20 protein-coding genes are annotated in these 22,782 nt (G+C 51.9%); 13 read left to right on the top strand and 7 right to left on the bottom strand.

The genetic code is table 11. The features are described from left to right. Positions 1–139: 139 nt before the first annotated feature. From uvrB to D6024_RS03605, 5 genes are all read left to right on the top strand, one after another. Positions 140–2,173: an excinuclease ABC subunit UvrB gene (gene uvrB, locus D6024_RS03625; RefSeq protein ID WP_121353039.1), complete on the top strand. Its 2,034-nt coding sequence runs from the start codon at positions 140–142 to the stop codon at positions 2,171–2,173. Positions 2,174–2,386: 213 nt separating this feature from the next. Next, positions 2,387–2,584 carry a hypothetical protein gene (locus tag D6024_RS03620; RefSeq protein WP_121353037.1) on the top strand — a complete coding sequence of 66 codons (198 nt, stop codon included), beginning with the start codon at positions 2,387–2,389 and terminating at the stop codon, positions 2,582–2,584. Between the two features lie 101 nt (positions 2,585–2,685). Beyond that, positions 2,686–5,499: a DNA polymerase I gene (gene polA / locus D6024_RS03615; protein WP_121353035.1), complete on the top strand. Its 2,814-nt coding sequence runs from the start codon at positions 2,686–2,688 to the stop codon at positions 5,497–5,499. A gap of 53 nt (positions 5,500–5,552) precedes the next feature. Further along, entirely contained in the window at positions 5,553–5,960 is a 408-nt protein-coding gene (locus D6024_RS03610; protein ID WP_205573215.1) for a GxxExxY protein, read from the top strand. Between the two features lie 13 nt (positions 5,961–5,973). Further along, positions 5,974–6,624 carry a DsbA family protein gene (locus tag D6024_RS03605; RefSeq protein ID WP_240409926.1) on the top strand — a complete coding sequence of 217 codons (651 nt, stop codon included), beginning with the start codon at positions 5,974–5,976 and terminating at the stop codon, positions 6,622–6,624. A gap of 56 nt (positions 6,625–6,680) precedes the next feature. Here the strand turns inward: D6024_RS03605 and D6024_RS03600 are convergent, their stop codons facing one another. Both D6024_RS03600 and D6024_RS03595 read right to left on the bottom strand, forming a co-directional pair. Then, entirely contained in the window at positions 6,681–7,247 is a 567-nt protein-coding gene (locus tag D6024_RS03600) for a DUF4287 domain-containing protein (RefSeq protein ID WP_121353031.1), read from the bottom strand. 169 nt (positions 7,248–7,416) lie between these two features. Then, complete coding sequence (locus D6024_RS03595) at positions 7,417–10,338, bottom strand: outer membrane beta-barrel protein (protein WP_121353029.1); 2,922 nt, start codon at positions 10,336–10,338, stop codon at positions 7,417–7,419. Positions 10,339–10,533: 195 nt separating this feature from the next. On the opposite strand from D6024_RS03595, the gene D6024_RS03590 reads away from it, so the two are divergent. The 4 genes from D6024_RS03590 (at position 10,534) to D6024_RS03575 (ending at position 16,002) form a co-directional block, all read left to right on the top strand. After that, on the top strand, positions 10,534–11,040 hold the full coding sequence (locus D6024_RS03590) for a DUF5606 family protein (protein ID WP_121353027.1): 507 nt from the start codon (positions 10,534–10,536) through the stop codon (positions 11,038–11,040). 99 nt (positions 11,041–11,139) lie between these two features. After that, positions 11,140–12,879: a M3 family oligoendopeptidase gene (locus tag D6024_RS03585; RefSeq protein WP_121353025.1), complete on the top strand. Its 1,740-nt coding sequence runs from the start codon at positions 11,140–11,142 to the stop codon at positions 12,877–12,879. A 151-nt stretch (positions 12,880–13,030) separates the two neighbouring features. Further along, entirely contained in the window at positions 13,031–13,372 is a 342-nt protein-coding gene (locus D6024_RS03580; protein ID WP_121353024.1) for a DUF3127 domain-containing protein, read from the top strand. A gap of 218 nt (positions 13,373–13,590) precedes the next feature. Continuing rightward, complete coding sequence (locus D6024_RS03575) at positions 13,591–16,002, top strand: alpha/beta hydrolase family protein (protein WP_121353022.1); 2,412 nt, start codon at positions 13,591–13,593, stop codon at positions 16,000–16,002. Between the two features lie 134 nt (positions 16,003–16,136). Here D6024_RS03575 and D6024_RS03570 read toward each other — a convergent pair whose 3' ends face one another. Both D6024_RS03570 and D6024_RS03565 read right to left on the bottom strand, forming a co-directional pair. Beyond that, positions 16,137–16,580 (bottom strand): Fur family transcriptional regulator, encoded by a 444-nt coding sequence (locus D6024_RS03570; protein ID WP_240409925.1) that lies wholly within the window; start codon positions 16,578–16,580, stop codon positions 16,137–16,139. After that, positions 16,577–17,185 carry an SCO family protein gene (locus D6024_RS03565; RefSeq protein ID WP_121353018.1) on the bottom strand — a complete coding sequence of 203 codons (609 nt, stop codon included), beginning with the start codon at positions 17,183–17,185 and terminating at the stop codon, positions 16,577–16,579. Before D6024_RS03565 ends, D6024_RS03570 begins: the two co-directional genes overlap by 4 nt. A gap of 166 nt (positions 17,186–17,351) precedes the next feature. On the opposite strand from D6024_RS03565, the gene D6024_RS03560 reads away from it, so the two are divergent. Beyond that, complete coding sequence (locus D6024_RS03560) at positions 17,352–17,774, top strand: YybH family protein (protein WP_121353017.1); 423 nt, start codon at positions 17,352–17,354, stop codon at positions 17,772–17,774. A gap of 6 nt (positions 17,775–17,780) precedes the next feature. On the opposite strand, the gene D6024_RS03555 is transcribed toward D6024_RS03560, so the two are convergent. After that, positions 17,781–18,020 carry a hypothetical protein gene (locus tag D6024_RS03555; protein WP_121353015.1) on the bottom strand — a complete coding sequence of 80 codons (240 nt, stop codon included), beginning with the start codon at positions 18,018–18,020 and terminating at the stop codon, positions 17,781–17,783. A 118-nt stretch (positions 18,021–18,138) separates the two neighbouring features. After that, a complete protein-coding gene (locus D6024_RS03550; protein ID WP_121353482.1) occupies positions 18,139–18,882 on the bottom strand; it encodes a glycoside hydrolase family 25 protein in 744 nt (247 codons plus the stop codon). A gap of 413 nt (positions 18,883–19,295) precedes the next feature. Here D6024_RS03550 and D6024_RS03545 point away from each other — a divergent pair, with 413 nt between their 5' ends. Next, positions 19,296–20,321 (top strand): radical SAM/SPASM domain-containing protein, encoded by a 1,026-nt coding sequence (locus D6024_RS03545; protein ID WP_121353013.1) that lies wholly within the window; start codon positions 19,296–19,298, stop codon positions 20,319–20,321. Positions 20,322–20,326: 5 nt separating this feature from the next. On the opposite strand, the gene D6024_RS03540 is transcribed toward D6024_RS03545, so the two are convergent. Further along, positions 20,327–20,761, bottom strand: coding sequence for a hypothetical protein (locus tag D6024_RS03540; protein WP_121353011.1), 435 nt, complete (start codon positions 20,759–20,761; stop codon positions 20,327–20,329). A 134-nt stretch (positions 20,762–20,895) separates the two neighbouring features. Here D6024_RS03540 and D6024_RS03535 point away from each other — a divergent pair, with 134 nt between their 5' ends. Both D6024_RS03535 and D6024_RS03530 read left to right on the top strand, forming a co-directional pair. Beyond that, positions 20,896–21,360, top strand: a complete 465-nt coding sequence (locus D6024_RS03535) for a MarR family winged helix-turn-helix transcriptional regulator (protein ID WP_121353009.1) — start codon at positions 20,896–20,898, stop codon at positions 21,358–21,360. A 138-nt stretch (positions 21,361–21,498) separates the two neighbouring features. Further along, positions 21,499–22,725 (top strand): glycoside hydrolase family 10 protein, encoded by a 1,227-nt coding sequence (locus D6024_RS03530; protein ID WP_121353007.1) that lies wholly within the window; start codon positions 21,499–21,501, stop codon positions 22,723–22,725. Positions 22,726–22,782: the final 57 nt, after the last annotated feature.

Raw genomic sequence — 22,782 nt, 5'->3', positions numbered from 1 at the left:
TATTTGACGGTTAATGAAAGCAGTTCGGCGGGAGAAAAAGCGGTCCGGATGGGAAAATACAGCCGCACAGTTATGACAAAAGCTTAGCAAATCCGGCCCCCGCCGCGGCTAACTCTTTCGTAAATTTGAACACTTCACAATGGGATTTCAACTACAGGCTCCATACAAGCCCGCAGGCGATCAGCCGGTTGCTATACAGGAACTGACCGAAGGCGTTTTGCGTGGCGAAAAGCACCAGGTTTTGCTGGGGGTTACCGGCTCGGGTAAAACCTTTACCATGGCCAACGTCATTCAGAATGTGCAAAAGCCAACCTTGGTGCTGACGCACAACAAGACGCTGGTGGCGCAACTCTACGGGGAATTCAAACAATTCTTCCCGAACAACGCGGTGGAATATTTTGTTTCCTACTATGACTATTACCAGCCCGAAGCTTACCTGCCTACAACTGATACGTACATTGAAAAAGATCTGAATATCAACGAGGAACTGGACAAGCTCCGGCTTCGTGCAACGACGTCGTTGCTGTCGGGACGACGGGATATCATCGTGGTGGCTTCCGTCAGCTGTATCTACGGTATGGGAAATCCCACCGATTACGAAAGCGGGATCATTCGTATCGCCAAGGGCGATGTGATGTCCCGGCAAGGCTTTTTGCATGCACTGGTGAATTCGCTCTATAACCGGACGTCGATCGAATTTAACCGTGGCACGTTTCGCGTCAAAGGCGACACGGTGGACATCAACCTGCCCTATGTTGATTTTGGTTACCGGGTGACCTTCTTTGGCGACGAGATCGAGGAAATTGAAAGCATCGACGTGCAGAACGGCAAACGGATCGGGAAACTGGATAACGCTGCCATCTTCCCGGCCAATCTTTACGTGGCGCCAAAGGACATGATCCAGAATGTGCTTTACGAGATCCAGGACGAGATGGCTGCGCAGGTGGATTATTTCAAGGGCGTGGGCAAGTTCATCGAAGCGCAGCGCCTGAAAGAACGGGTCGACTACGACCTGGAGATGATACGGGAGCTGGGTTTCTGTAACGGGATTGAAAACTATTCCCGCTTTTTCGACCGGCGGCAGCCCGGTACAAGACCATTTTGTTTACTGGATTATTTTCCGAAAGATTTTCTCTGCGTGATCGACGAAAGCCACCAGACCGTTCCGCAGGTAAGCGGCATGTACGGTGGTGACCGCAGCCGCAAAATGACACTGGTGGATTACGGTTTCCGTCTGCCATCGGCGCTGGACAACCGTCCGCTGAACTTTCACGAGTTTGAAAACCTGCTGAACCAGGTGGTGTTTGTCAGTGCCACCCCCGGCGACTACGAGCTGGAAACAACCGGCGGCGTGGTGGTCGAGCAGGTGGTGCGGCCAACCGGCCTGCTGGAACCGCCGATCGATGTGCGGCCCAGCGTGAACCAGATTGATGACCTGTTGGATGAAATTGACAAGCGGGTGAAAAAAGGCGACCGCGTGCTGGTGACCACGCTGACCAAGCGCATGGCCGAAGAAATGGATAAATACCTCAAACGGATCGACATCAAATCGAGATACATTCACAGCGATATCGATGCCCTGGAACGGGTGGTGATTTTGCGTGACCTGCGGCTGGGAAAGATCGATGTGCTGGTAGGCGTGAACCTGCTGCGGGAAGGATTGGATTTACCCGAAGTTTCGCTGGTGGCCATCCTCGACGCCGACAAGGAAGGTTTTTTACGCAACGAACGTTCGCTGACACAGACCGCCGGCCGTGCGGCCCGCAATGCGGAAGGCCTGGTGATCTTCTATGCCGACCAGATGACCGAAAGCATGCAGCGCACCATCGACGAAACCAACCGGCGGCGGGAAAAGCAACTGGCCTACAATACCAAACACGGCATTATTCCAACCACGGTGAAAAAATCCATCGAACAGATCATGGGCCAAACCTCCGTGCTGGATATCAAAGGTTACGACCCCGACTCGCCGTTTGCCGTGGATGAAATCCCGACATCCAAAGCAGCCGAAGACGGAGCCGAGTACACCACCATTCCGCAACTGGAGAAGAAGATCGCTTCCACGAAAAAGGAAATGGAAAAAGCGGCCCGCGATATGGATTTTATGGAAGCGGCCCGCCTGCGGGATGAGATGTTCTCGATGCAGAAAAAGCTGGAAGGAATGAAGACGTGAGACAGTAGAAACTTTACAGGTTCACTTGTTCACGGGTTGGAGAAGCCGCGGTGGGAAAGCAAAACCGCACACTGCGTTTATTCTTGTCACTTTTAACGTTTCCTGTCTCGCGGCTAAACGCTTTTCGTACATCTACGCATCGAACTTCCGTAGTCTTGCGCTTGTGAGACTGCTCCTGACGATTTACTTTCGTATTTCATTAATCCGTATTGTATGAAGAAAATCGCCACCAAGCTTCTTTATGTCTTTTCGTTTTCGCTGCTGTTTGTAGCGCTTTACCTGAATTTTGTTAGCAAGGAAGGAAGCAGTGCTTCTTTTTTGAAAGCGGGAAAAACATCCACGCTGTCAACCACCGTTACCAGTGAAAACAGTGCCGTTGCCCAACCTGAAAACAACACCGTGCTGAAGTAAATCCGGCACCAACCAACACCCCAAAGCAGATCCCGCGAGAGGCGGGATCTGCTTTTTTGTTACAGCCCAACAAAACCGTCTATGGCCTACCTTCGTGAGCTATGGACAAACGCTTGTTTTTGCTCGATGCCTATGCCCTGATCTTCCGGGCTTATTATGCACTGATCCGCAATCCGCGCATCACCTCGAAAGGAAAAAATACCAACGCCCAATTCGGGTTTACCAATACACTCCTGGAGTTAATCAACAATCAAAAACCCACACACATGGCCGTGTGCTTCGACACCGGCGCTCCCACCGAACGTCACACCGATTTTGTGGACTACAAGGCCAACCGCCAGGAAACGCCGGAGGATATTTCAGCCGCCGTGCCCGACATCAAGCGCATCATCCGTGGCCTGAATATTCCCATCATCGAATACGACGGCTATGAGGCCGACGACGTGATCGGCACACTGAGCAAGCAGGCCGAGAAACTCGGTTACGAAGTGTACATGGTGACGCCGGACAAGGATTATGGCCAGCTGGTAAGCGACAAGGTAAAAATTTACAAACCCGGCTACCAGGGCGGCGACGTGGAGATCATGGGTCCAAAAGAAGTCTGCGAAAAATGGTGCATTCCGGACGTGGCCCATGTGATTGACATTTTGGGCCTCATGGGCGACGCGGTGGACAATATCCCTGGCATTGCCGGCGTGGGACAAAAAACGGCGTGCAAGCTGATTACCGAATACGGCTCGCTGGAAAACATCCTGGCCAATGCCGACAATATCAAAGGCGCCCTGGGCGAGAAGGTGCGGGCTGGCAAAGAAGCAGCAATCCTGAGCAAAAAGCTGGCGACCATCATTACCAATGTGCCGGTAGAATTTCACGAGGAAGACTTTGGGCTGAAAGAATGGAACAAAGAAGGCCTCCGGGATATCTTCAACGAACTGGAATTTAAAACCCTCGGCAAGCGTTTGCTGGGGGATGATTTTGGCGGCGATATTGCCACACCAAAGAAACCGGGTGCAGGTGTACAGACGGATCTGTTTGGCAGCGCATCTGCAGACACAGCAGACGTACAGGAAGAAAACAATGTGGTTCAACCCGGCAAGAACATCCACAATGTTGAACACGAGTACGAGTTAGTCGAAAGTGAAGGGGAGTTTAAAACACTGCTGGATGCACTGGCGCAGCATACAGAAATCTCGTTCGATACCGAGACCACCGGACTTGACGCCAATAATGCGTTGCTGGTGGGTATGAGTTTTAGTGTAAAGCCGCATCACGGCTGGTACGTGCCGCTGCCGCCGGATAATGTGGCCGAAACAAAAAACATCCTGGCCCGATTCAGCCATTTGTTCAACGATGAAAAAAAGATGTGGCTCGGCCACAACATCAAGTACGACCTTTTGATGTTGAAGTGGTACGGTGTGGAAATAAAAGGAAAGCTGTTCGATACCATGCTGGCGCATTACCTTATTGAGCCTGATGGCAAGAGCAACATGGACTGGCTCAGTGCCAAATACCTCGGCTACGAACCCGTTCACATTGAAGAACTCATTGGCAAAAAAGGCAAGGGCCAGGGCAACATGCGGGATGTGGAGCTGGAAAAGATCAAGGAATACGCCGTGGAAGATGCCGACATTACGCTGCAGTTCAAATCCGTTTTTGAGCCGCAGTTGAAAAAGCACGAGGTGGAAAACGTTTTCTGCGACGTGGAAAACCCGCTGGTGCCGGTGCTCACCGATATGGAATTTGAAGGCGTTCGGATTGACACCAACTTTTTGAATGAATACTCCACCGTGCTGGACACCGAAGCCCGTGTGCACGAAGAAAAAGTGTATGAGACCGCCGGCGTTCGTTTCAACCTGGGCTCACCCAAGCAGTTGGGCGAAGTGCTGTTTGAAAAATTAAAGCTCGATCCCAAAGCCAAGAAAACGAAAACAGGCCAGTATGCAACCGGTGAAGACGTGTTGCGAAAGCTGGCATCGGAATATACCATCGTCGACGACATCCTGGCCTACCGCGAATACACCAAACTCAAGTCAACCTACGTGGATTCGCTACCGCTGCTGATCAATCCAAAGACGGGAAGAGTGCACACGAATTATGCGCAGGCCATTGCCGTAACCGGACGTCTTTCCAGCAACAATCCCAACCTGCAAAACATTCCCATCCGCACTGAACGGGGACGGGAAATTCGCAAGGCCTTTATTCCCCGCGATGAAAACCATGTGCTGGTCAGCGCCGACTATTCGCAGATCGAGTTGCGCATTGTGGCGGCCCTCAGCAGTGACCCGGCCATGTGCGAGGCCTTTATTCAAAACAAGGACATCCATACCGCCACCGCCGCCAAAGTGTACAACGTGGCCGAAGAAGCCGTGACCAAGGAAATGCGCCGCAAAGCCAAGAGCGTGAACTTCGGCATCATTTACGGACAAAGCTCGTTTGGTCTGGCCGAAAACCTGAACATCAGTCGTACCGAAGCCAAAGAGATTATTGACAATTACAAGATCCAGTTTGCCGGCATCACCCGCTACATGGACGAGATGATCAACTATGCCCGTGAGCACGGCTATGTGCAAACGGTACTGGGCCGCAAGCGCTGGCTTCGGGATATCAATTCGTCCAACTTCACGGTGCGTGGCTATGCCGAACGCAACGCCATCAACTCGCCCATCCAGGGAACGGCCGCCGATATGATCAAGCTGGCGATGGTGAAAATTCACAAGGCCTTCAAAGAGCATAACTTTCAGTCACGCATGATCCTGCAGGTGCATGATGAACTGGTATTTGATGTGATCAAAGAGGAAGTGGAAAAGGTAAAACCGGTGATTCTGGACTGCATGCAATCGGCCATGACATTACCCAATGGCATTCCCATCATTGCCGAAGTGGGTGTGGGTGAGAATTGGCTGGAGGCGCATTAAAAGTCTGAACCATGATTTGGGGAGATTTTGGGATGAGCAGGAAACTGATCGTTATGGCAACATATAAATTTCATGAAGTCACAGAAAAGATCATTGGTGCTTCCATGAAAGTGCATTCCGCCCTGGGAAACGGCTTTCAGGAAGTCATTTACCAACGAGCGCTGGAAATTGAATTACAGGAGCAAAACATTCGCTTCAAAAGAGAGTTTAGTATGCCTATTTACTACAAAGGCTACAACATTGGCGAACGGAGGGTTGACTTTTTTGTAGAGGATAAGATCATGGTCGAGCTAAAAGCCATCACACAATTGGAAAACGTTCACCTGGCGCAAGCAAAAAACTACCTGGAAGCCTATAATATTCAGGTCGGCCTGCTCATCAACTTTGGCAGCATCAGCCTTCAATTCAAACGGCTGGAGAATTTGAAGTTTGTAGAAAATCCATTTCCGTTAAATCAATAAATCCACCCAAATCATGGTTCAGATCATTTACTGTTACGATGCTTACTGCGGCTGGTGCTATGGCTTCAGCAAAGTGATCACACGCATCGCCGAAGAGTACAGCGATCAACTGGAGTTTGAAGTCTTTTCCGGCGGGATGATCCTGCCGGAACAACCACGGCATTTTGCGCCGATGGCAAAGTATATTCAAGGCGCCTACAAGCGGGTGGAAGAATTGACAGGAGCCAAATTCGGCGAGGACTTTCTCTGGCATGTTTTCCATCCCGATGAAACGGACTGGTATCCGTCGTCCGAAATGCCGGCCATTGCACTGTGCATTTTCAAAGAATACCAGCCGGAAAGAGCCGTGGAAATGGCGGCCGACCTGCAGTATGCCCTGAATTATGAAGGAAGGGATTTAACTGACAAAGAAGCTTACCGCCACCTCCTGCCGAAGTACAACATTCCTGAAGACGAATTTTATACAAAGCTGAAAAGCGAAGCATACAAGCAAAAGGCCTATTACGAATTTGCACTGGTAAAGCAGTTGCGGGTGACAGGCTCTCCGGCTGTATTTCTGCAGGTGAGTGCTTCGAAATTTTACCTGCTGGCACAGGGCTTTACAGATTACGACACGTTAAAGCAGCGACTGGAAAACGCACTGGCCGAAGTAAAAACGCAATAATGTAAAAGCCGTTCACCAGTGAACGGCTTTTGTTTGCATAAATCTTTTTGTTTCCTTTAGCCCGCCTGCTCGTAGGCTTTCTTCAGCCACGCAGTTACCGTGTTGTCCAGGTCTTTTTCGTCTTCGATCCGGATCCGGTAGTTGCACATGCCGTTCCAGCTGCCGGCGTCTTCCAGCTTGCCGGTTGGTGCCGCCTCTTTCAGGTTCAAGCCAATGTCAAGCCTTGTCTTGGTGGAGGGCTGAAGGATGGCGAACTGCTTTTTTCGCCGCAGGCTCACGTACGCTTTCTTCGGCGACACGTCCACATCGCTGCCAAAGGCGTCTACTTCTTTCAGCAGTTTGTCGTACCAGGTCTTCAATTTTTCTTTGCCCTTGTATTGTTCGCTGATCAGCACATCGTCTTCGGCAAAGCCGGCGTGGCTTTGTTTGGCGTGGTGCACCAGCATGTTGGCATTGCCGTGGCCCATGCCGTATTTTTCCTTGAGCATGCTCACAAGCTCGCCGTGTTTTTGCAGGCCGCTTTCGTTGACAATCCTGAACCATTCATCCAGCTTTCTGCCGGTTTTTTCTTCCAGGTTTTTCATCTGCGATTCCATCGCGGATTTGATCGCGTCGGTTGCCATACGTTGTTGTTTTGGTAAAGAAAAAATTTTGCAGGCATGAGCTTGTGCCGGCTGATAAAAATAAAGCTTGTGGACTTTTGTTCAAAGCGCACAAGCTTTATTTTCTATGATTGAATCTTACTAGCATTCCAGGTAAAGGAACGAGTGTAATATGCCTTGGTGTACACAGCTAAAACCGCGGCTCGCCGCCGAAGTTCCGGTTGCCGCCTCCCCTGTTCATTTGCCGTGTGGCAGCGGTTCCAAAGTTGCGCAGGTTGTAGGTAAAGTGCAGCATAAAGTACTGTCGCAACACTTCGTTGCGAACATCTTCAATATAATCGCCGGTCACGTTGCGGGTGATGCTTTGGTTTTGTTTCAGCAGGTCGAAAACACTCAGTTTGATTTCTCCTTTCTGGCTCTTGAAAAGTTTTTTGCCGGCGCTCATGTTCCACAAGACATAGTTCTGGTTGAAGCCTTCCGTCAACCCGCTATAATATTGGTTGGAAACATCGTTCTGGAAAAACCATCCCGTTTTTGATAACAGGTTTACTTGCAGACCGGCCACGTGTTGAAAATAATTGTTGTTCAGCAGCGGCTGCGCTTTGTTCCGCACCTTGTTGAAATTGGCTGAATACGAAACGGTGAAATCAACATACTGGCTGACGTTGCTGGCAATCACACTGCCGAGTGTGTAGGTCAGGTTTTCGGTCTCGTTCAGGATGTTGTTGGTAATGCCCGGGATCTTTGAAAACGATACCCCGCCGTTCAGGTTGAAGTTGGATTTGATAAAACCCACCGGCACCGCAAACGTAAAGAAAGAACGCAGGTTCTGGTACCCATCCAGGTTGGTAGGAGCGCTAATTCTTGAGCCCACCAGCAGCGGCACGCCGCCCACCACGGTGTCTCTGGTTGGCGTGTAGGTGGCATTTGTGATGTAGTCATTGGCGGTTTGGTAAAACAGGTTGCCCACAAACAACAGTCCTTTTGCCGTGTTGGTAAACGTGTATTGAAAGCTGCCAATGTGCATGTACTGCTGGTTCAGGTTCACGTTACCGATGGTGTAAACAGGAGCGTTGGTCGGGTCCAGCACGCCTTGCAGTTGGGTCACGGAAGGCTCGTTCACATTGGCCCGGTAAAACAGCCGGATGCTGCTGCGGGAAGAAAGCTTGTACCGAAGCATGGCGTTGGGCAAAACATTGCTGAACGTCTTGTCCACGGTTACAGCGGTCGGGTAACTTTGATCGCTTTTCAGGTTGGTGCTTTGGTAGTTCACGCCGAAGGAGAGCATCCGGTCACGGTTGCCCCAGCGGTACGAAACGCCGCCATTCTGTGCATTGCTTCTTGTTTGGAGCACATTGGAAAAATTATTCAGGAACTCAGAATAAACTTTCGTGTTTGGGTTCTCTGCAAAGGTCTGCTGGTTCGACTCGCTTTTAGTAAACCGCGGATTGTAGGTAAACTGGATTTGCGAATTCTCGCTCAACGGTTCCGAATAGTTGATGTTGGGCGCAATGGTGAAGCTGTTGTTCGCCTGGTCGGTAAAGCGGTTCGATGCCGTGTCATTATAGTTGGAAGGTTCAATCGACCGCTGGAAGGTATTGTAATAGGTTTCCCCTGTCCGTTCGTTGTAGGATGTATTCAGGCTGACCGAGAAGGAACGGCCGCGTTTTTTGAACAGGCGGCGGTAGAAAATGGCATTACTCAGGTTGTTGCCTGTACGGTCGGCATTGTTGATATTGGTATTCAGGGTTTGCACAATCGGGTTGCCGGAAACAAAGGCCGTGGACGTTCCCACCCGCCTGGATGAATTGTTGTTTTGAAAGCTCAGGTTCGGAATAATGGTGATCTGGTTAAAGGAGTCGGGCCGCCATTCCACCCGCAGGTTCAGCCGGTGATTGGTGTTGTTGCTTTCCGATGTGGTGGTATCCACAATGTTGGCAATCTTGCTGGTGAAGTATTGCGTATTGGTCAGCTGGTTGGTGGTGTTCTTTGTGTCGTTGAAAAGATAACTGCCGGTGACCGTCAGCTTTTTTCCCCACACATCGGAAAAATTAACTCCCAGTGCGTTTGTGCGGTTGATGCCGTTTTGCTGACCGACCAAAAAGTTGCCGGCTCCGCCACCGCCAAAGTTACCGCCGCCACCACCTCCGCGGGGATTGCCACCTCCACCACCCCCGCCGCCTCGAAAACCACCGCCTCCGCCGCCACGGCCGCCGCTACTGGTTACACCCAGCAGGTCTTGCTGCGAAAAGTTTTGTTGGTTGACGTTGTTGAAATTGCCCACAAGGGAAATGCGCCGGTTGTCTTTTAAGATGGTGGCATTGCCGCCGGCCAGGTAGCGGCTTTCGGTACCATAGCCTGCGTACACCCGTCCAAACTGACCGTTCCGCATGTTGGCTTTTGTGACGATGTTGATGCCTTTGTTGGTGTTGCCGTCGTCCACGCCGGTCAGTTGGGCCTGGTCGCTCAGGCGGTCAAACACCTGGATCTTGTCAATGATCTCTGCCGGCAGGTTTCGAAGGGCTGCCGTGGCATCGTCACCAAACAGTTCGCGGCCGTCAATGGTCACTTTCTGCACGTTTTCGCCCTGTGCCTTCACCTGCCCGTTTTCGATGGTGATGCCCGGAACTTTCCGGGCCAGGTCTTCTGCCGATGCATCGGGGTTGACTTTAAACTGGCTGGCATTGATCTCCAGGGTATCTCCTTTTTGTCTTGCCGGTGGCGTTTTTGCCGTGACCACCACCGTGGCCAAATCCTGCGAGGCGCTGGGCACCATCGCAATGTTTATGTCCACACCACCGGCTCCGGTAGTATCCAGGATAATGTTGCTGGAGTCCAGCCGCACGCCGCGGCTGACATCTTTAAAGCCAACAAACGAGATGGTGAGCAAAAAACTGTCGGGTGCCAAATTTTGAAACTGAAAGCGGCCCAGGGAGTCGCTGAGCTGGTTATGCAACACGGTCTTATTGGTGACACTTCTGAGGCGAACGCTGGCACCGCTCAGGGGCGTACCTGCCTGCTGGTCTTTGATGGTGCCGCTGATACTGTATTGTGCATGGAGAACATGGGTAAAAAGCAAAGCCAAAACAAAGGGTAAAACTCTTCTGAACATAAACGCTGATTGATCTACAAACACAAAACTCCGTAAAAATGGTGCCGTACCGCGAGCCCGACAGGTTAATTAAGGCTAATAAAAAAACCGGTTGGCAGTCGGCGGTATGCGGTAAGCAGTAAAGAACTCCGGCTGCCGGCTGCATACTGCGTACTGCTTACTCTTTCTTATCTTGCAGCCCCAAATAATTTGATTATGGAGTATAGCCGAATAGTAGCCGTTACCGGATTGCCGGGTTTGTACGAAATCCTGAGCAGCAAAAACGATGGCGCCATTGTGCGTTCACTGGAAGATGGAAGCACCAAGTTTATTTCGAGCCGGGTGCACAACCTGTCGCACCTCGAAAGCATCGAGATCTATACAACGGGTGAGAACGTTTCGTTGTCCGATATTTTCACAGCGATGAAAGGCAGCAGCGAAGCCCTGCCCAACACCAAAGACAACAAAGCCCTGAAAGCTTATTTTGAAAAAGCCTACCCCGAGCTGGATTTTGACAGGGTATATGCCAGCGACATGAAAAAAATGGTAAACTGGTTCAGCGCCCTGCAAAAACACAATATCGACTTTACGGCAACGGAGCAACCGGCCGAAGAAGGCAGCGAGGAAACAGCCGATGCATCGGTAGCACCCGAAGAAGTGGCCGCAGAACCCGCCGCCCCTGCAAAAAGCAGCCGCGGGCGGAAAAAGAAAACCGAGGAGTAGTGATGAATGAATAGTGAATAGTGCAAAGCAGAAAAGTCTGCCTATTCACCGTTGACCATTCACCATTCATCCAAAGCCCTTAATCCCAAAACAAAAAGCATGGAACAATACACGGCAAATATTACCAGTATCCCCCGGTCCTTTTTGCCGAAGGACTTTAAGGTGACGAACTGGGAAGCCCTGGAGCCTTATTTCAAAGAGCTGCTTGATCGTCCGTTGACGACCAGGGAAGATCTGGAAGGCTGGCTGAAGGACCTCAGCGAGCTGGAAGCGGTGGTAGGCGAAGACGCCGCCTGGCGCCAGATCCGCATGACCTGCGACACGGAAAACAAAGAGCTGGAAAACGCCTTTACGTTTTTTGTGACCGAGATCCAGCCGAAAATGCAGCCCTATGCCGACAAGCTCAATCGCAAGCTGGTGGAAAACGAATACACCAAAACACTGGAAGGCGATGCCTACCAGGTGTACCTGCGCAATGTGAGAAAAAGCATCGAGCTTTTCCGCGATGAAAACATTCCGCTGCAGTCGGAGATCGCCGTGCTGGCACAACAGTACGGTGTCATCAACGGCAAGATGAGCGTGGAGGTGGACGGCCAGGAATACACGCTGCAGCAGGCGTCCAAGTTTTTGGAGAACCCGGACCGCGACCTGCGGGAAAAGGTGTATCGCAAGATCCAGGAGCGCCGCATGCAGGACAAAGACCAGTTGAATGAGTTGTTCTCCAAGCTGGTTGGCCTTCGCGACAGGGTGGCGAAGAACGCCGGCTTTGCCAACTACCGCGATTACAAGTTCGTGGACCTGGGACGGTTCGATTATAAAAAAGAAGATTGCTTCCAGTTTCACGAAGCCGTGAAAACGCAGGTGCGTCCGCTGGTGGATTTTATTTACGACCGCAAGCGGCAGAAGCTGGGTTTGCCCTCGCTTCGTCCCTGGGATACGGAAGCCGAACCCGAAGGTGTAAAGCCACTGACGCCTTTCGCCACCGGCGAAGAGCTGGTGGGCAAAACCATCGAGTGCTTCAACCGCATCAATCCTTTCTTTGCCGAATGCCTCGTTAAAATGAAGGCCATGGGCCGGCTTGACCTGGACAGCCGCAAGGGCAAAGCCCCCGGCGGATACAATTGTCCCCTGCCCGAAACCGGCGCCCCCTTCATCTTTATGAATGCCGCCGGGCAAATGAGCGACGTGACCACGATGGTGCACGAAGGCGGCCACGCGGTTCATTCCTTCCTGGCACACGACCTGCCGCTGACGGCGTTCAAAGAATATCCCATGGAGATTGCCGAAGTGGCCTCCATGACGATGGAACTCTTCAGCATGGATTACTGGGATGTGTTCTTCGACAACGAAGAAGACCTTCAACGAGCCAAGCAGCACCAGCTGGAACGGGTGATCACCATCTTCCCCTGGATTGCCACCATCGACAAGTTCCAGCACTGGGTGTATGAAAATCCAACGCATAGCCTGGAGCAACGCGAAGAGGCCTGGCGAAGCATTTTGGCCGAATACACGTCGGTGGCGCTGGATGTTTCCGGCCTGGACGAATACCGCAAATGGAGCTGGCAGCGGCAGTTGCACCTCTACGAAGTGCCGTTCTACTACATCGAATACGGCATTGCCCAACTGGGCGCCATCGGCCTGTGGAAGCAGTTCAAGGAAGACAAGCAAAAAGCCATCGACAATTATATCAAGGCGCTGCAGCTGGGTGGAACCAAAACCCTCCCACAGCTGTACGAAGCCGCCGGGCTGAAATTCAGCTTCTCACCCGATTACATCAGCGAATTGATGCTGTTTGTGCAGGGCGAGCTGGAAAAAGTGACGCACCCGGTCGTGAAGTAAGCAGGAAGGCGCTGAACGAAAAGCTTCGGGGGATGCCGGAGCTTTTCGTGCCATTGGGCGCTGCGGTATACGACTATCAATCGAATTTTACCGTTTTACGGAAGAACATCAATTTTACATTTTTCGAATCACATTCAACTCAAAACAGTTTATGCAAGTTTCCGCCAAACTCATTCAGCTTCTCCCTCTGCAGACCGGCACGGGCCGCAACGGCCAATGGAAAAAACAGGACATCATCGTGGAAACCGACGGGCAGTACCCGAAGAAGATCTGCATTTCCGTGTGGGGCGATAAGATCAACGCCGACTTGTTGAAGATTGGCAACCGGTTGAAAATTGATTTCGACGTCGAAAGCCGGGAGTTCAATGGCCGCTGGTACACCGATGTTAAAGCATGGAAAGTAGAGCTGGATGGCGCTCCGGCTGCCGATGACGGCGTTCCTTTTTCCGGCGATTACAATGACGGCGGCGGCGAAGAAGGCCTTCCATTTTAAGAAGGTTCGCCCCGGCGGGTACGATACCAATACAAATTCCTCCCAGACAAGGGAGGAATTTGTGTTTCATGCCCAACCGGCATGCGGATCTCTATTACTGGCGACTGCTGATTGCCCTTCCCTGCTCTCATCTCTTATCCGTCATCTGCCATCAAATAAAACCTTACCGACGTAAAAGCGGTTTGATCTAACTTGCTCTCTTCCAAAAGATACCTGCCATGAAGCGACTAGTGACCTTTCTACTGCTCTTTTCTGTTTACGCTAACCTTTCTGCCCAAACTGCCGGTTATCAACTGCCACCAAAAGATGTGGCGGACTTGCTACTGGCCAAACCCACACCGGCTGTCAGCATCGACGACAAGGGCGAGTGGATGCTGCTGAGCGAACGAAATCCTTATCCCACCGTCGAAGAACTGGGTCAGCCCGAGATCCGCATTGCCGGCCTGCGGCTTAACCCCGCCAACTTTTCGCCCAGCCGCCAGGTGTTCATCAACAATTTCAAATTAAGGAACATCCGGAGCGGAAAAGAAATGACGGTAACAGGCCTGCCGCAAAATTTGCTGGCAACCAATATCAGCTGGAGCCCTGCCGACAAAAAGATTGCTTTCCTGAACACCGGTGAATCCCGGGTAGACCTTTACGTGATTGACGTAGCCACACAAACAGCAACAAAGATCAACAAACAGGCAGTGAACAACACGCTGGGAGCCGCTTACACCTGGCTTGACGACAACACGGTTTTATACAAGGCCACCACTGCGCCGGCAACGGCAGCACCGAAGAAAAGCATCACGCCGAAAGGACCCACCATCCAGGAGAATATGGGCAAGGCTGCTCCCAGTGCAACATTCCAGGACCTGATCAAATCCCCGTATGACGAAGACCTGTTCGAGTTTTACGGCACTTCGCAATTGGTGCAAAACAGCAACGGGGTTGAAACAAAACTGGGTGCGCCTGCGATTTACTTAACCGTAAGCCCTTCACCCGATAAAAAATACCTGCTCACGAGAACCGTCCGCAAACCGTTTTCTTACCTCGTGACGGCTGGCGGTTTCCCCGCAACACTCAGCGTCACCGACATGACAGGAAAGGTGGTGAAGCAGCTGGCAGCGTTGCCGTCTGCCGAAGGCACACCGAGCGGTTACGACAACACGCAAAACGTTCCCCGTGCTTTTGAATGGCGGGATGACGAAGCGGCAACCGTGGTGTGGGCACAGCCGCTCGACAGCGGCTTGATTAAAAAACAGGTGCCCTTTCATGATGTCGTGTATGCACTGGCTGCACCGTTTAGCAGCGAGCCAAAAGAATTGTTTAAAACCACCCTGCGCTACCGCGGCACGACCTGGGGCAATGCGTCGCTGGCCCTGGTGATCGAAGGCCTCCGCTCCAAACAAACGAACCGCGTCAGCCGCTACAATACCACAACGGGTACGCTGGAAAAACTCTACGACCTGGCGCAAACCGATGCCTACAACGATCCCGGCGATCCCGTACTGGAAAAAAACCAGTGGGGCCGCGACGTGATTGTGACCGTAGATGGCGGTAAAAAAATGCTGATAAACAACCCGGTCGGTTCATCTGCCAAAGGCGACCTGCCGTTCCTGGCCAAATATGATCTCACCAGCAGGAAAAACGAGATCATCTGGCGCTGTCCCGAAGGCTCGTACGAATATGTTGCCGACGTGCTGGACCCCCAACATTTGGTTGTAGTAACAAGACGCGAAACGCAAACGGCCGTGCCGAATTATTTCCTGAAAGACCTGGTGCGCAAAATAGCCGACCGGCCCATTACCAGCTTTGCCAATCCCTACCCGCAACTCGTTGGCGTCACGAAACAAAAAGTGTTTTACAAGCGTGCCGATGGTGTGGATCTAACGGGTGACCTGTATTTGCCCAAAGGCTATAACAAAGACAAGGACGGCCCGCTGCCCGTGGTGATGTGGGCCTATCCCCGTGAGTTTAATTCCGCCAACGATGCGGCGCAGGTGCGTGGTTCACAATACCGCTTTCCCACGGTAAGTTGGGCCTCGCCGGTTTATTATGTGACGCAGGGCTTTGCTGTTCTGGACAATGCCGAAATGCCCATTGTTGCCAAAGACTCTACGGCAAAACCCAACGACAATTTTATTGCGCAACTGCAGATGAACGCCGAAGCAGCCATTAACAAACTGGCGGAGATGGGTGTCGGCGACCGGAACCGCGTGGCTGTGGGCGGCCATAGCTATGGTGCCTTTATGACGGCCAACCTGCTGGCGCACACCAACCTTTTCAAGGCCGGTATTGCCCGCAGCGGGGCCTACAACCGCACCCTCACGCCCTTTGGTTTTCAGAACGAAGACCGGACCTACTGGCAGGCACCGCAGCTTTACTACGAAATGAGCCCGTTCAGTTATGCCGACAAAATCAAAACACCGCTGCTGCTGATTCACGGAGAGGCCGACGACAATCCCGGTACCTTCCCCATCAACAGCGAACGCCTGTTCAATGCGGTAAAAGGCCATGGCGGGACCGTTCGTTTGGTGATGCTTCCTTACGAAGCGCACAGCTATCGTGGCAAGGAAAACCTGCTGCACATGCTGGCCGAGCAAAACCAGTGGCTGGAGAAGTATGTGAAGAAAGCCAGTTTCTGAACCATGATTCGAAGGAGATTTTGAAGATGGAGATGAAATCAAATCTTCGTTCAAAAGCAAGAGGCGTTCATCACAGAACGCCTCTTGCTTTTCCGGCTTAATCAATTTGATCCACCAAATGGTGGTTCAGACATTTATCCCGGTTCAGACGAGCAGTCTTTGCAAATTCCATGGATCACTACCTGCACACTGTCGGTGACATAGCCATCCGGCAATTCCAATTTCGGCGATACCACGTCATCGAGGCAAATGGTGCGTTCGCAACGGGTGCAGATAAAATGCACATGATCGTCGTGGTGATGGCCTTCCTCGCACTCTTTGCACAAGGCATAAAGCACGGAGTTGTCGGCCGTGGGAATGGTGTGAACAATCCCTTTTTCCTCGAAGGTTTGCAGGGTGCGGTAGATGGTCACGCGGTCGAATTTGTCGCCCACTTCTTTTTCAATGATGCCGTGTGTCAGGGCATCGTGGCTGTTCAAAAACAGCGAAAGGATTTTGCGCCGGCTTTCGGTGGAGCTGAGCTGCCGGCGGTGCAAAATATCGTTCAGCCGTGTTGTGGTGCTTTTGGTTTCCATCATTCGTTCAGCAGGTTTTTAACGTCGGCAGGAAGGCCGTGCAGCTCCGACGGTTTGATGCCGTCATAAATTTTAACCACCTCACCTTTTTTGTTTACCAGGGCAACAAACTGCGTGTGCAAAAAATCCACGCCTTCGTTAGCAGCAAAATTATCCGGGTCGTCGACCTTGAAACTGTAGCGGGCAGCATTGTACAGGCTGTCCTTGCGCCCCGTGAGAAAAATCCATTTAGCCGTATTCACACCCATCGAGTCGGCATAGTGTTTCAGCCGGGCTGCCGAGTCGCGGGCCGGGTCGGAGGTAAAGGAAAGAAACACCACACCCGGTGTGTTTTGAAGCGTTTCGTAAACGTTTTTCAGGTTGTTGTTCATGCGCGGACAAACCGAGGTGCAGGTGGTAAAGAAAAAATTCACCACGGCCACCTTGCCTTTAATGTTTTCGTTAGTGACCGTCTGGCCGTCCTGGTTGGTAAAGGCAAACGGTTCCACCTTGGTGATGGGCGGAAAACGCTTTTTGCCGAACCCCGGGATCGACGAGGAAAGGGCCGCGTAAAAGCCCAGGACCAATACGGTGAAAAAGACGATGTAGAAGACCGTTTTTTTGGACATGCGGGAAATGCTTGTGACGCAAAGTTAACCGCTGATCGTCTGCCGAAGCGAAGGATTAACAGGAGCTTTAAACAGGTTTCCCGCACAAATCGGCTGTCTCCGGGCAATACAATATCCCAATATTCCAATATCCATTATCTGCTCTATCTTGCTCAAAAGACCTTGTATGAAAAGAAGCCTGCTCCTGCTTTTTCTTTTTGTGTCGCTGTTGGCCGGTGCTCAAAAAAGCGACGGGGAAAAAATCCGCGGGCTGCTTGCCGCGCAAACCGAAGCCTGGAACCACGGCGACCTGGAAGGATTTATGAAAACCTACTGGAAAAGCGACTCCCTGCTGTTCATCGGCAAGAATGGCCTGAAATGGGGCTGGCAGGAAACACTCCGCAATTACCAAAAAAGCTATCCCGACACAACCGCCATGGGCAAACTTTCCTTCAACATCCTGGTGGTGAAAAAACTGTCGGCGGATTACTATTATGTCGTCGGCAAATGGATGCTGCAGCGAATGATCGGGGACCTGAGCGGGCATTACAACCTGCTGCTCCGGAAAATCAAGGGCCGGTGGGTGATCGTAGCCGATCATTCTTCCTAGGAAAACTCACCCGTTCTTTCGCCAAACGCGGTAATAAAACAACAGCAAGAGCGAAAGGCTCAGGAGAAACACGCCGTAAAAAACAAGGTTGTACCAGCGCACGCTGTCTTTGATGATGGCCAGCTTAAACGCAAAGCCCGAAAGGCCGATCAGCAACAGCCAAAGTGCCCCCATGGCAAACGAGTTCATGATTTTTCGGAAGTATTGTTTTACCTCCGGGTCCCAGCCCTGGTTGTATTCGTCCATGGTGTAAAGTTCGCAAGTTCACGAGTTCATACGTTCACAAGTTGCTGGTTTTCGGAACTGATTCTCCTCAGGACTTCTTTTCACCGGAGCCCCTAAACCGGTAAACTCGTGAAATCCTTTAGGGGATCAGCAACGCCCTGAAGTCGGCCGAGTCGCCGTTGAACACATTAAAATCCACTTTGGCGGCAATGCCGTTCACGTGGCCTTCTTCGCTGTGCTGCCAGAAATGCCAGGAGCGTTCGATGCGGGGATTGCCGGGCTGGTAGTAATGGGCAATCCAAAGCGGGTAGTCGTCGAAAGCGCCCTGCAGGTAAGTTTCGTAAAATGTGACATAGGTGTACAGGATGGGTTTCACGCCGGTGCTTGCCTCCACGGCGTCCAGCCAGGCTTTGATTTCCTGTTGCAACTTGGCTTTGCTCATGCCCCAGCTTTTTTCAATATCCAGCACCGGCGGCAGGTCGCCGCTGGCCAGTTCTACCGACGACAGGAACCGCTGCGCCTGCGATTTGCCGTCTTTGCGGGGATTGAAAAAATGGTAGGCGCCCCGGATCATCCCCGCCTCTTTGGCTTTTTTCCAGTTGCGTTTAAAATACGGGTCCACCAGGTTGTTGCCCTCCGTTGCCTTGATAAAGACAAAGCCGATCTGGATGTTGTTCACGTTCATTTCCCTTACCAGCTTCCAGGAAACGTTTTGCTGGTAGCGACTCACGTCGATGCCGTGGATGGTGTAATGGGTAGGGATGGAAATACCAAACTCCCTGTAGCGGATGGAACTGGGCCCTGGTGTGGCCGCCCAGAGGAAAAACAGGTAACCGAAAAAAAGCGCTGCTGCCACTGCAGTGGCCCACATAAATGGGCGCATGGAGCCGTATGAATTTTTTCGCTTTGCCACGGTGTAAAACATGCAAATAACGGGCAATCCGGCGGAAGAATTGCAGCCCCCTCACTCCCCCAACGGGGAACTGGCCGGACACAACCCTCGCTTTTGCACGATACAACAAAGCCCCCACCGTTCTTTATGATGCAGGCTTTTTCTTTTTATGTTACCAGCAACAGCATCGCTTGTCATCGTCTGTTGCGTCGCACCCTTCAACGTTCAGAATGCAACGGAGCAGAGAAGGATGCCATCCCTCCAAGGGATGGCATCCTTCTCTCTGAAAATGCATCTTGCTGAAGCTGGCCTTGGTATATCGTCTGTTCCTCCTCCGTTGGGGAGGTTAGGTGGGGCCGCCACTTCCTCCTTGGGGGATCGAGGGGGCCGCCTATCTTTGCCGCATGCAATGGAACTGGAGCGATAGTCTGAACTTGTTGCGTAAGCTCACGCTGAAAAGGGCCGTCAATGCGTTCAAAGTGCTGGCCAGTTACCAGGTCAGCAAATGGATCAAAAAACCTGTGCAATGGGGCTACCCGGTTTCCATTTCGTTCGAGCCCACCACTTCGTGCAACCTTCGCTGCCCCGAATGTCCCAGCGGCCTGCGGGCTTTTACCCGGCCAACCGGCATGCTGCAAAAGAATTTTTTTAAAGACACCATCGACCAGTTGCACCGTGAGCTCATGTACCTGGTGTTTTACTTCCAGGGTGAGCCTTATCTCAACCCTGATTTTTTGGAGATGGTAAAATACGCGGCGGGTAAAAAAATTTACACGGCCACCTCGACCAATGCCCATTACCTCACCGAGGCCAATGCACGCAAAACGGTGGAAAGCGGTCTGGACCGCCTGATCATTTCCATCGACGGCACCACGCAGGAAACGTATAAGCAATACCGCGTGGGCGGAAACCTGAACAAAGTGCTCGAAGGTGCAGCCAACATCGTGAAGTGGAAAAAAGAACTGAAGAGCAACACGCCCTTTATCATTTTCCAGTTTTTGGTGGTGCGCCACAACGAGCACCAGATCGAAGACGTAAAGCGTCTCGCCAAAAAAATCGGCGTAGACGATGTGTGGCTGAAAACGGCGCAGGTTTACGACTACGAAAACGATCCGAACAAACTCATTCCGCTCAATACCAAATACAGCCGCTACAAAAAAGACAGGCAAGGCAGGAACGTTTTCAAGGGCAACAACGCCAACCACTGCTGGCGGCTCTGGCACGATCCCGTGATTACCTGGGACGGCACCGTGGTGCCCTGCTGCTTCGACAAGGACGCACAGCACAAACTCGGAAGCCTGCAGCAAATGCCTTTCAAAGAATTGTGGCAAAATCCCGACTACAAAAAATTTCGCGGCCAGGTGCTGCAAAGCCGCAAGAACATCGACATCTGCGCCAACTGCTCCGAAGGCGTGAAAGTGTGGGGCTAGGGCTCTTACAGGATGCGATCGGTTAGGTTCTTATGACGGAATAAATACGGCACAAAGAACGAGGCGCCAATTCCCATGATCACAATAACACCGGTCAACAATGTCCTGAACTCGGAAGAGAGCAACGCGTTGTGTTGCATCGTTGCCTGGCTGGCACGCCACACGCAAAGAATGGTAACCAGCGCAAACAGCACCGTGAACACCAAATCGGCTTTTTTCACCGTGCGCAGAAGAACGAAGTAAATCAGACCGATCACAAAAAAGATAATGTTGACGGCAAAGATCAGCGACGAGACATTGATAAAATCGGCCGGCTGGTAGCCCGTGCTCTCGCGGTAAAAAATGTTGTACGCCAGGCAAAGGACTGTCGCTGCAAAGCCAACCAAGACACTCGTCAAAATCGTTCTCGACAGGAATGACTGTTCATAATTGTAGTTCATACATTTTTATTTTAAAAGATGAGACTGTTCAATTCAGGGAAGACCAACAAGTAGTTACAAAAACTTTGCCCGGTCGGATATCCTATCTTCGGGAACTGTAGTGTTCCGTTTCATTCCATTTAATTCGCAGTACGATGGGCATTGAGAAAGAAATCCACCAGCAAACCTTCCGCAACCACCGCCAAAAGGCAATCATCAACCTTCTGTACACCTATGGATGGGTGATCGAAAAGATCAAACATTTCCTGGCGCAGGAAGACATCACCCACCAGCAGTACAACATCCTCCGCATCCTGCGGGGTGCCCATCCCGAGCCGCTCTCCACGCTGCAGATCCGTGAGCGCATGCTGGACCGGATGAGCGATACCAGCCGGATTGTGGACCGAATGATCGTAAAAGACCTGGTTCAAAAAAGCACCTGTCCCAAAGACAAGCGCCTGGTGGATGTGGTGATTACCGCAAAAGGCCAGGAGCTGCTAAAAAAGCTGGATGCCCAGCAGGATGAGATGGACCAGATCGCCAGCGGCGTTTCGGAAGAAGAAGCCGAAATCCTGAGCCGCCTGCTCGATAAGCTTCGCGGCAGTGAAGAAACGACCTAACCGTTTCCTCATCCCTGTTTTTCAATCCCTCCTTTATCCCTGTTTGCCGCCACAGGCATGCCATTGAACTTTTTATAGACATTAACAGGCTACAGGCTAAACCTGTTTCCTTATCTTCATTCTTTTTACCAAGACACTATGAAGAAAGCCACCTCTCTCCTCAGCTTTGCATTGATTGCCTTGTTTTCGTTTGCCCAGCCAAAGGCTGAATTCCGCGGCGTGTGGATCGCCTCGGTAGACAACATCGACTGGCCCAAACGAAACCAATGGAATGTTGACAGCCAGAAAACGGAGTTTATTCGCCAGTTGGACATGCACAAGCAAAACGGCATGAACGCCGCCATTGTGCAGGTGCGTCCTGCCGCTGATGCCCTTTACCCCTCGCCATACGAGCCCTGGAGCCAGTGGCTTACCGGTGCGCAGGGACGTCCGCCGGAGCCGTTTTACGATCCGCTGGCCTTCACGATCGCCGAAACGCACAAACGCGGCATGGAGTACCACGCCTGGGTCAATCCCTACCGGGCCAATTTTGCCATCGGCAAGGCCTCCATTGCACCGGCACACATCACCCGCCTGCATCCAGAGTGGTTTTTGCGCTACGGCAACACGCTCTATTTCGATCCGGGTAACAAAGAAGCGCAGCACTGGGTGGTCGATGTTATCAGAGACATCGTTAGCCGGTACGATGTGGATGCCATTCACATGGACGACTATTTTTACCCTTATCGCATTGCCGGCAAGGAGTTTCCCGATACCGCTTCCTACCGCAAGTACGGCAACGGGATGAACAAAGAAGACTGGCGCCGCAGCAATACCGACTCCATCATCCTGAAGCTTTCCACGGTAATCCACGAGACCAAGCCATGGGTGAAGTTTGGCATCTCGCCCTTTGGCGTGTGGCGCAACCAGGACAAAGACCCGGAGGGAAGCCCTACAAAAGCCGGGCAAACCAATTACGACGACCTCTATGCCGATGTGCTGCTCTGGCTGCGCAACGGCTGGATCGATTACGTGTCGCCGCAGATCTACTGGGAGTTCTCGCAGCCCAACGCGCCTTTTCTGCCCATCCTGAAATGGTGGAATGAGCATACCTATGGCCGCAACTGTTACATTGGCCTGGGCATTTACCGCGCCGGAAGCAATGCCGCCTGGCGAGACAGTACGCAGCTTCCGCGGCAGATTGACTCTACCCGTGCCATGCCCAACGTACAGGGACAGATCTATTTCAGCAGCACCACCTTCGACCGCAACCCCTTTGGCTGGAACGACCTGCTGCGAACAACCTATTACCGCGAACAGGCTCCTATCCCTGCCATGCCCTGGCTGCCGAAACGGCCTTCGGGAGGCATGGTCTCAGGGAACTAATGGCCCGTTGATCCCCATTTGATTTGGCTAAACACAGGCATTTACACGATACCAAAA

It is taken from the genome of Flavisolibacter nicotianae (assembly GCF_003628535.1).
In the GTDB taxonomy this organism is placed as follows: Bacteria; Bacteroidota; Bacteroidia; order Chitinophagales; family Chitinophagaceae; genus Flavisolibacter; species Flavisolibacter nicotianae.
Note: the sequence above shows the minus strand (reverse complement) of the source record. Positions and strands in the feature narration are given on the sequence as shown.

What these genes read in the sequence shown, in the direction of transcription:
- uvrB (WP_121353039.1), top strand. Translation starts at nt 140, where the DNA reads ATGGGATTTCAACTACAGGCTCCATACAAGCCCGCAGGCGATCAGCCG.
- D6024_RS03620 (WP_121353037.1), top strand. Translation starts at nt 2,387, where the DNA reads ATGAAGAAAATCGCCACCAAGCTTCTTTATGTCTTTTCGTTTTCGCTG.
- polA (WP_121353035.1), top strand. Translation starts at nt 2,686, where the DNA reads ATGGACAAACGCTTGTTTTTGCTCGATGCCTATGCCCTGATCTTCCGG.
- D6024_RS03610 (WP_205573215.1), top strand. Translation starts at nt 5,553, where the DNA reads ATGGCAACATATAAATTTCATGAAGTCACAGAAAAGATCATTGGTGCT.
- D6024_RS03605 (WP_240409926.1), top strand. Translation starts at nt 5,974, where the DNA reads ATGGTTCAGATCATTTACTGTTACGATGCTTACTGCGGCTGGTGCTAT.
- D6024_RS03600 (WP_121353031.1), bottom strand. Translation starts at nt 7,247, where the DNA reads ATGGCAACCGACGCGATCAAATCCGCGATGGAATCGCAGATGAAAAAC.
- D6024_RS03595 (WP_121353029.1), bottom strand. Translation starts at nt 10,338, where the DNA reads ATGTTCAGAAGAGTTTTACCCTTTGTTTTGGCTTTGCTTTTTACCCAT.
- D6024_RS03590 (WP_121353027.1), top strand. Translation starts at nt 10,534, where the DNA reads ATGGAGTATAGCCGAATAGTAGCCGTTACCGGATTGCCGGGTTTGTAC.
- D6024_RS03585 (WP_121353025.1), top strand. Translation starts at nt 11,140, where the DNA reads ATGGAACAATACACGGCAAATATTACCAGTATCCCCCGGTCCTTTTTG.
- D6024_RS03580 (WP_121353024.1), top strand. Translation starts at nt 13,031, where the DNA reads ATGCAAGTTTCCGCCAAACTCATTCAGCTTCTCCCTCTGCAGACCGGC.
- D6024_RS03575 (WP_121353022.1), top strand. Translation starts at nt 13,591, where the DNA reads ATGAAGCGACTAGTGACCTTTCTACTGCTCTTTTCTGTTTACGCTAAC.
- D6024_RS03570 (WP_240409925.1), bottom strand. Translation starts at nt 16,580, where the DNA reads ATGATGGAAACCAAAAGCACCACAACACGGCTGAACGATATTTTGCAC.
- D6024_RS03565 (WP_121353018.1), bottom strand. Translation starts at nt 17,185, where the DNA reads ATGTCCAAAAAAACGGTCTTCTACATCGTCTTTTTCACCGTATTGGTC.
- D6024_RS03560 (WP_121353017.1), top strand. Translation starts at nt 17,352, where the DNA reads ATGAAAAGAAGCCTGCTCCTGCTTTTTCTTTTTGTGTCGCTGTTGGCC.
- D6024_RS03555 (WP_121353015.1), bottom strand. Translation starts at nt 18,020, where the DNA reads ATGGACGAATACAACCAGGGCTGGGACCCGGAGGTAAAACAATACTTC.
- D6024_RS03550 (WP_121353482.1), bottom strand. Translation starts at nt 18,882, where the DNA reads ATGCGCCCATTTATGTGGGCCACTGCAGTGGCAGCAGCGCTTTTTTTC.
- D6024_RS03545 (WP_121353013.1), top strand. Translation starts at nt 19,296, where the DNA reads ATGCAATGGAACTGGAGCGATAGTCTGAACTTGTTGCGTAAGCTCACG.
- D6024_RS03540 (WP_121353011.1), bottom strand. Translation starts at nt 20,761, where the DNA reads ATGAACTACAATTATGAACAGTCATTCCTGTCGAGAACGATTTTGACG.
- D6024_RS03535 (WP_121353009.1), top strand. Translation starts at nt 20,896, where the DNA reads ATGGGCATTGAGAAAGAAATCCACCAGCAAACCTTCCGCAACCACCGC.
- D6024_RS03530 (WP_121353007.1), top strand. Translation starts at nt 21,499, where the DNA reads ATGAAGAAAGCCACCTCTCTCCTCAGCTTTGCATTGATTGCCTTGTTT.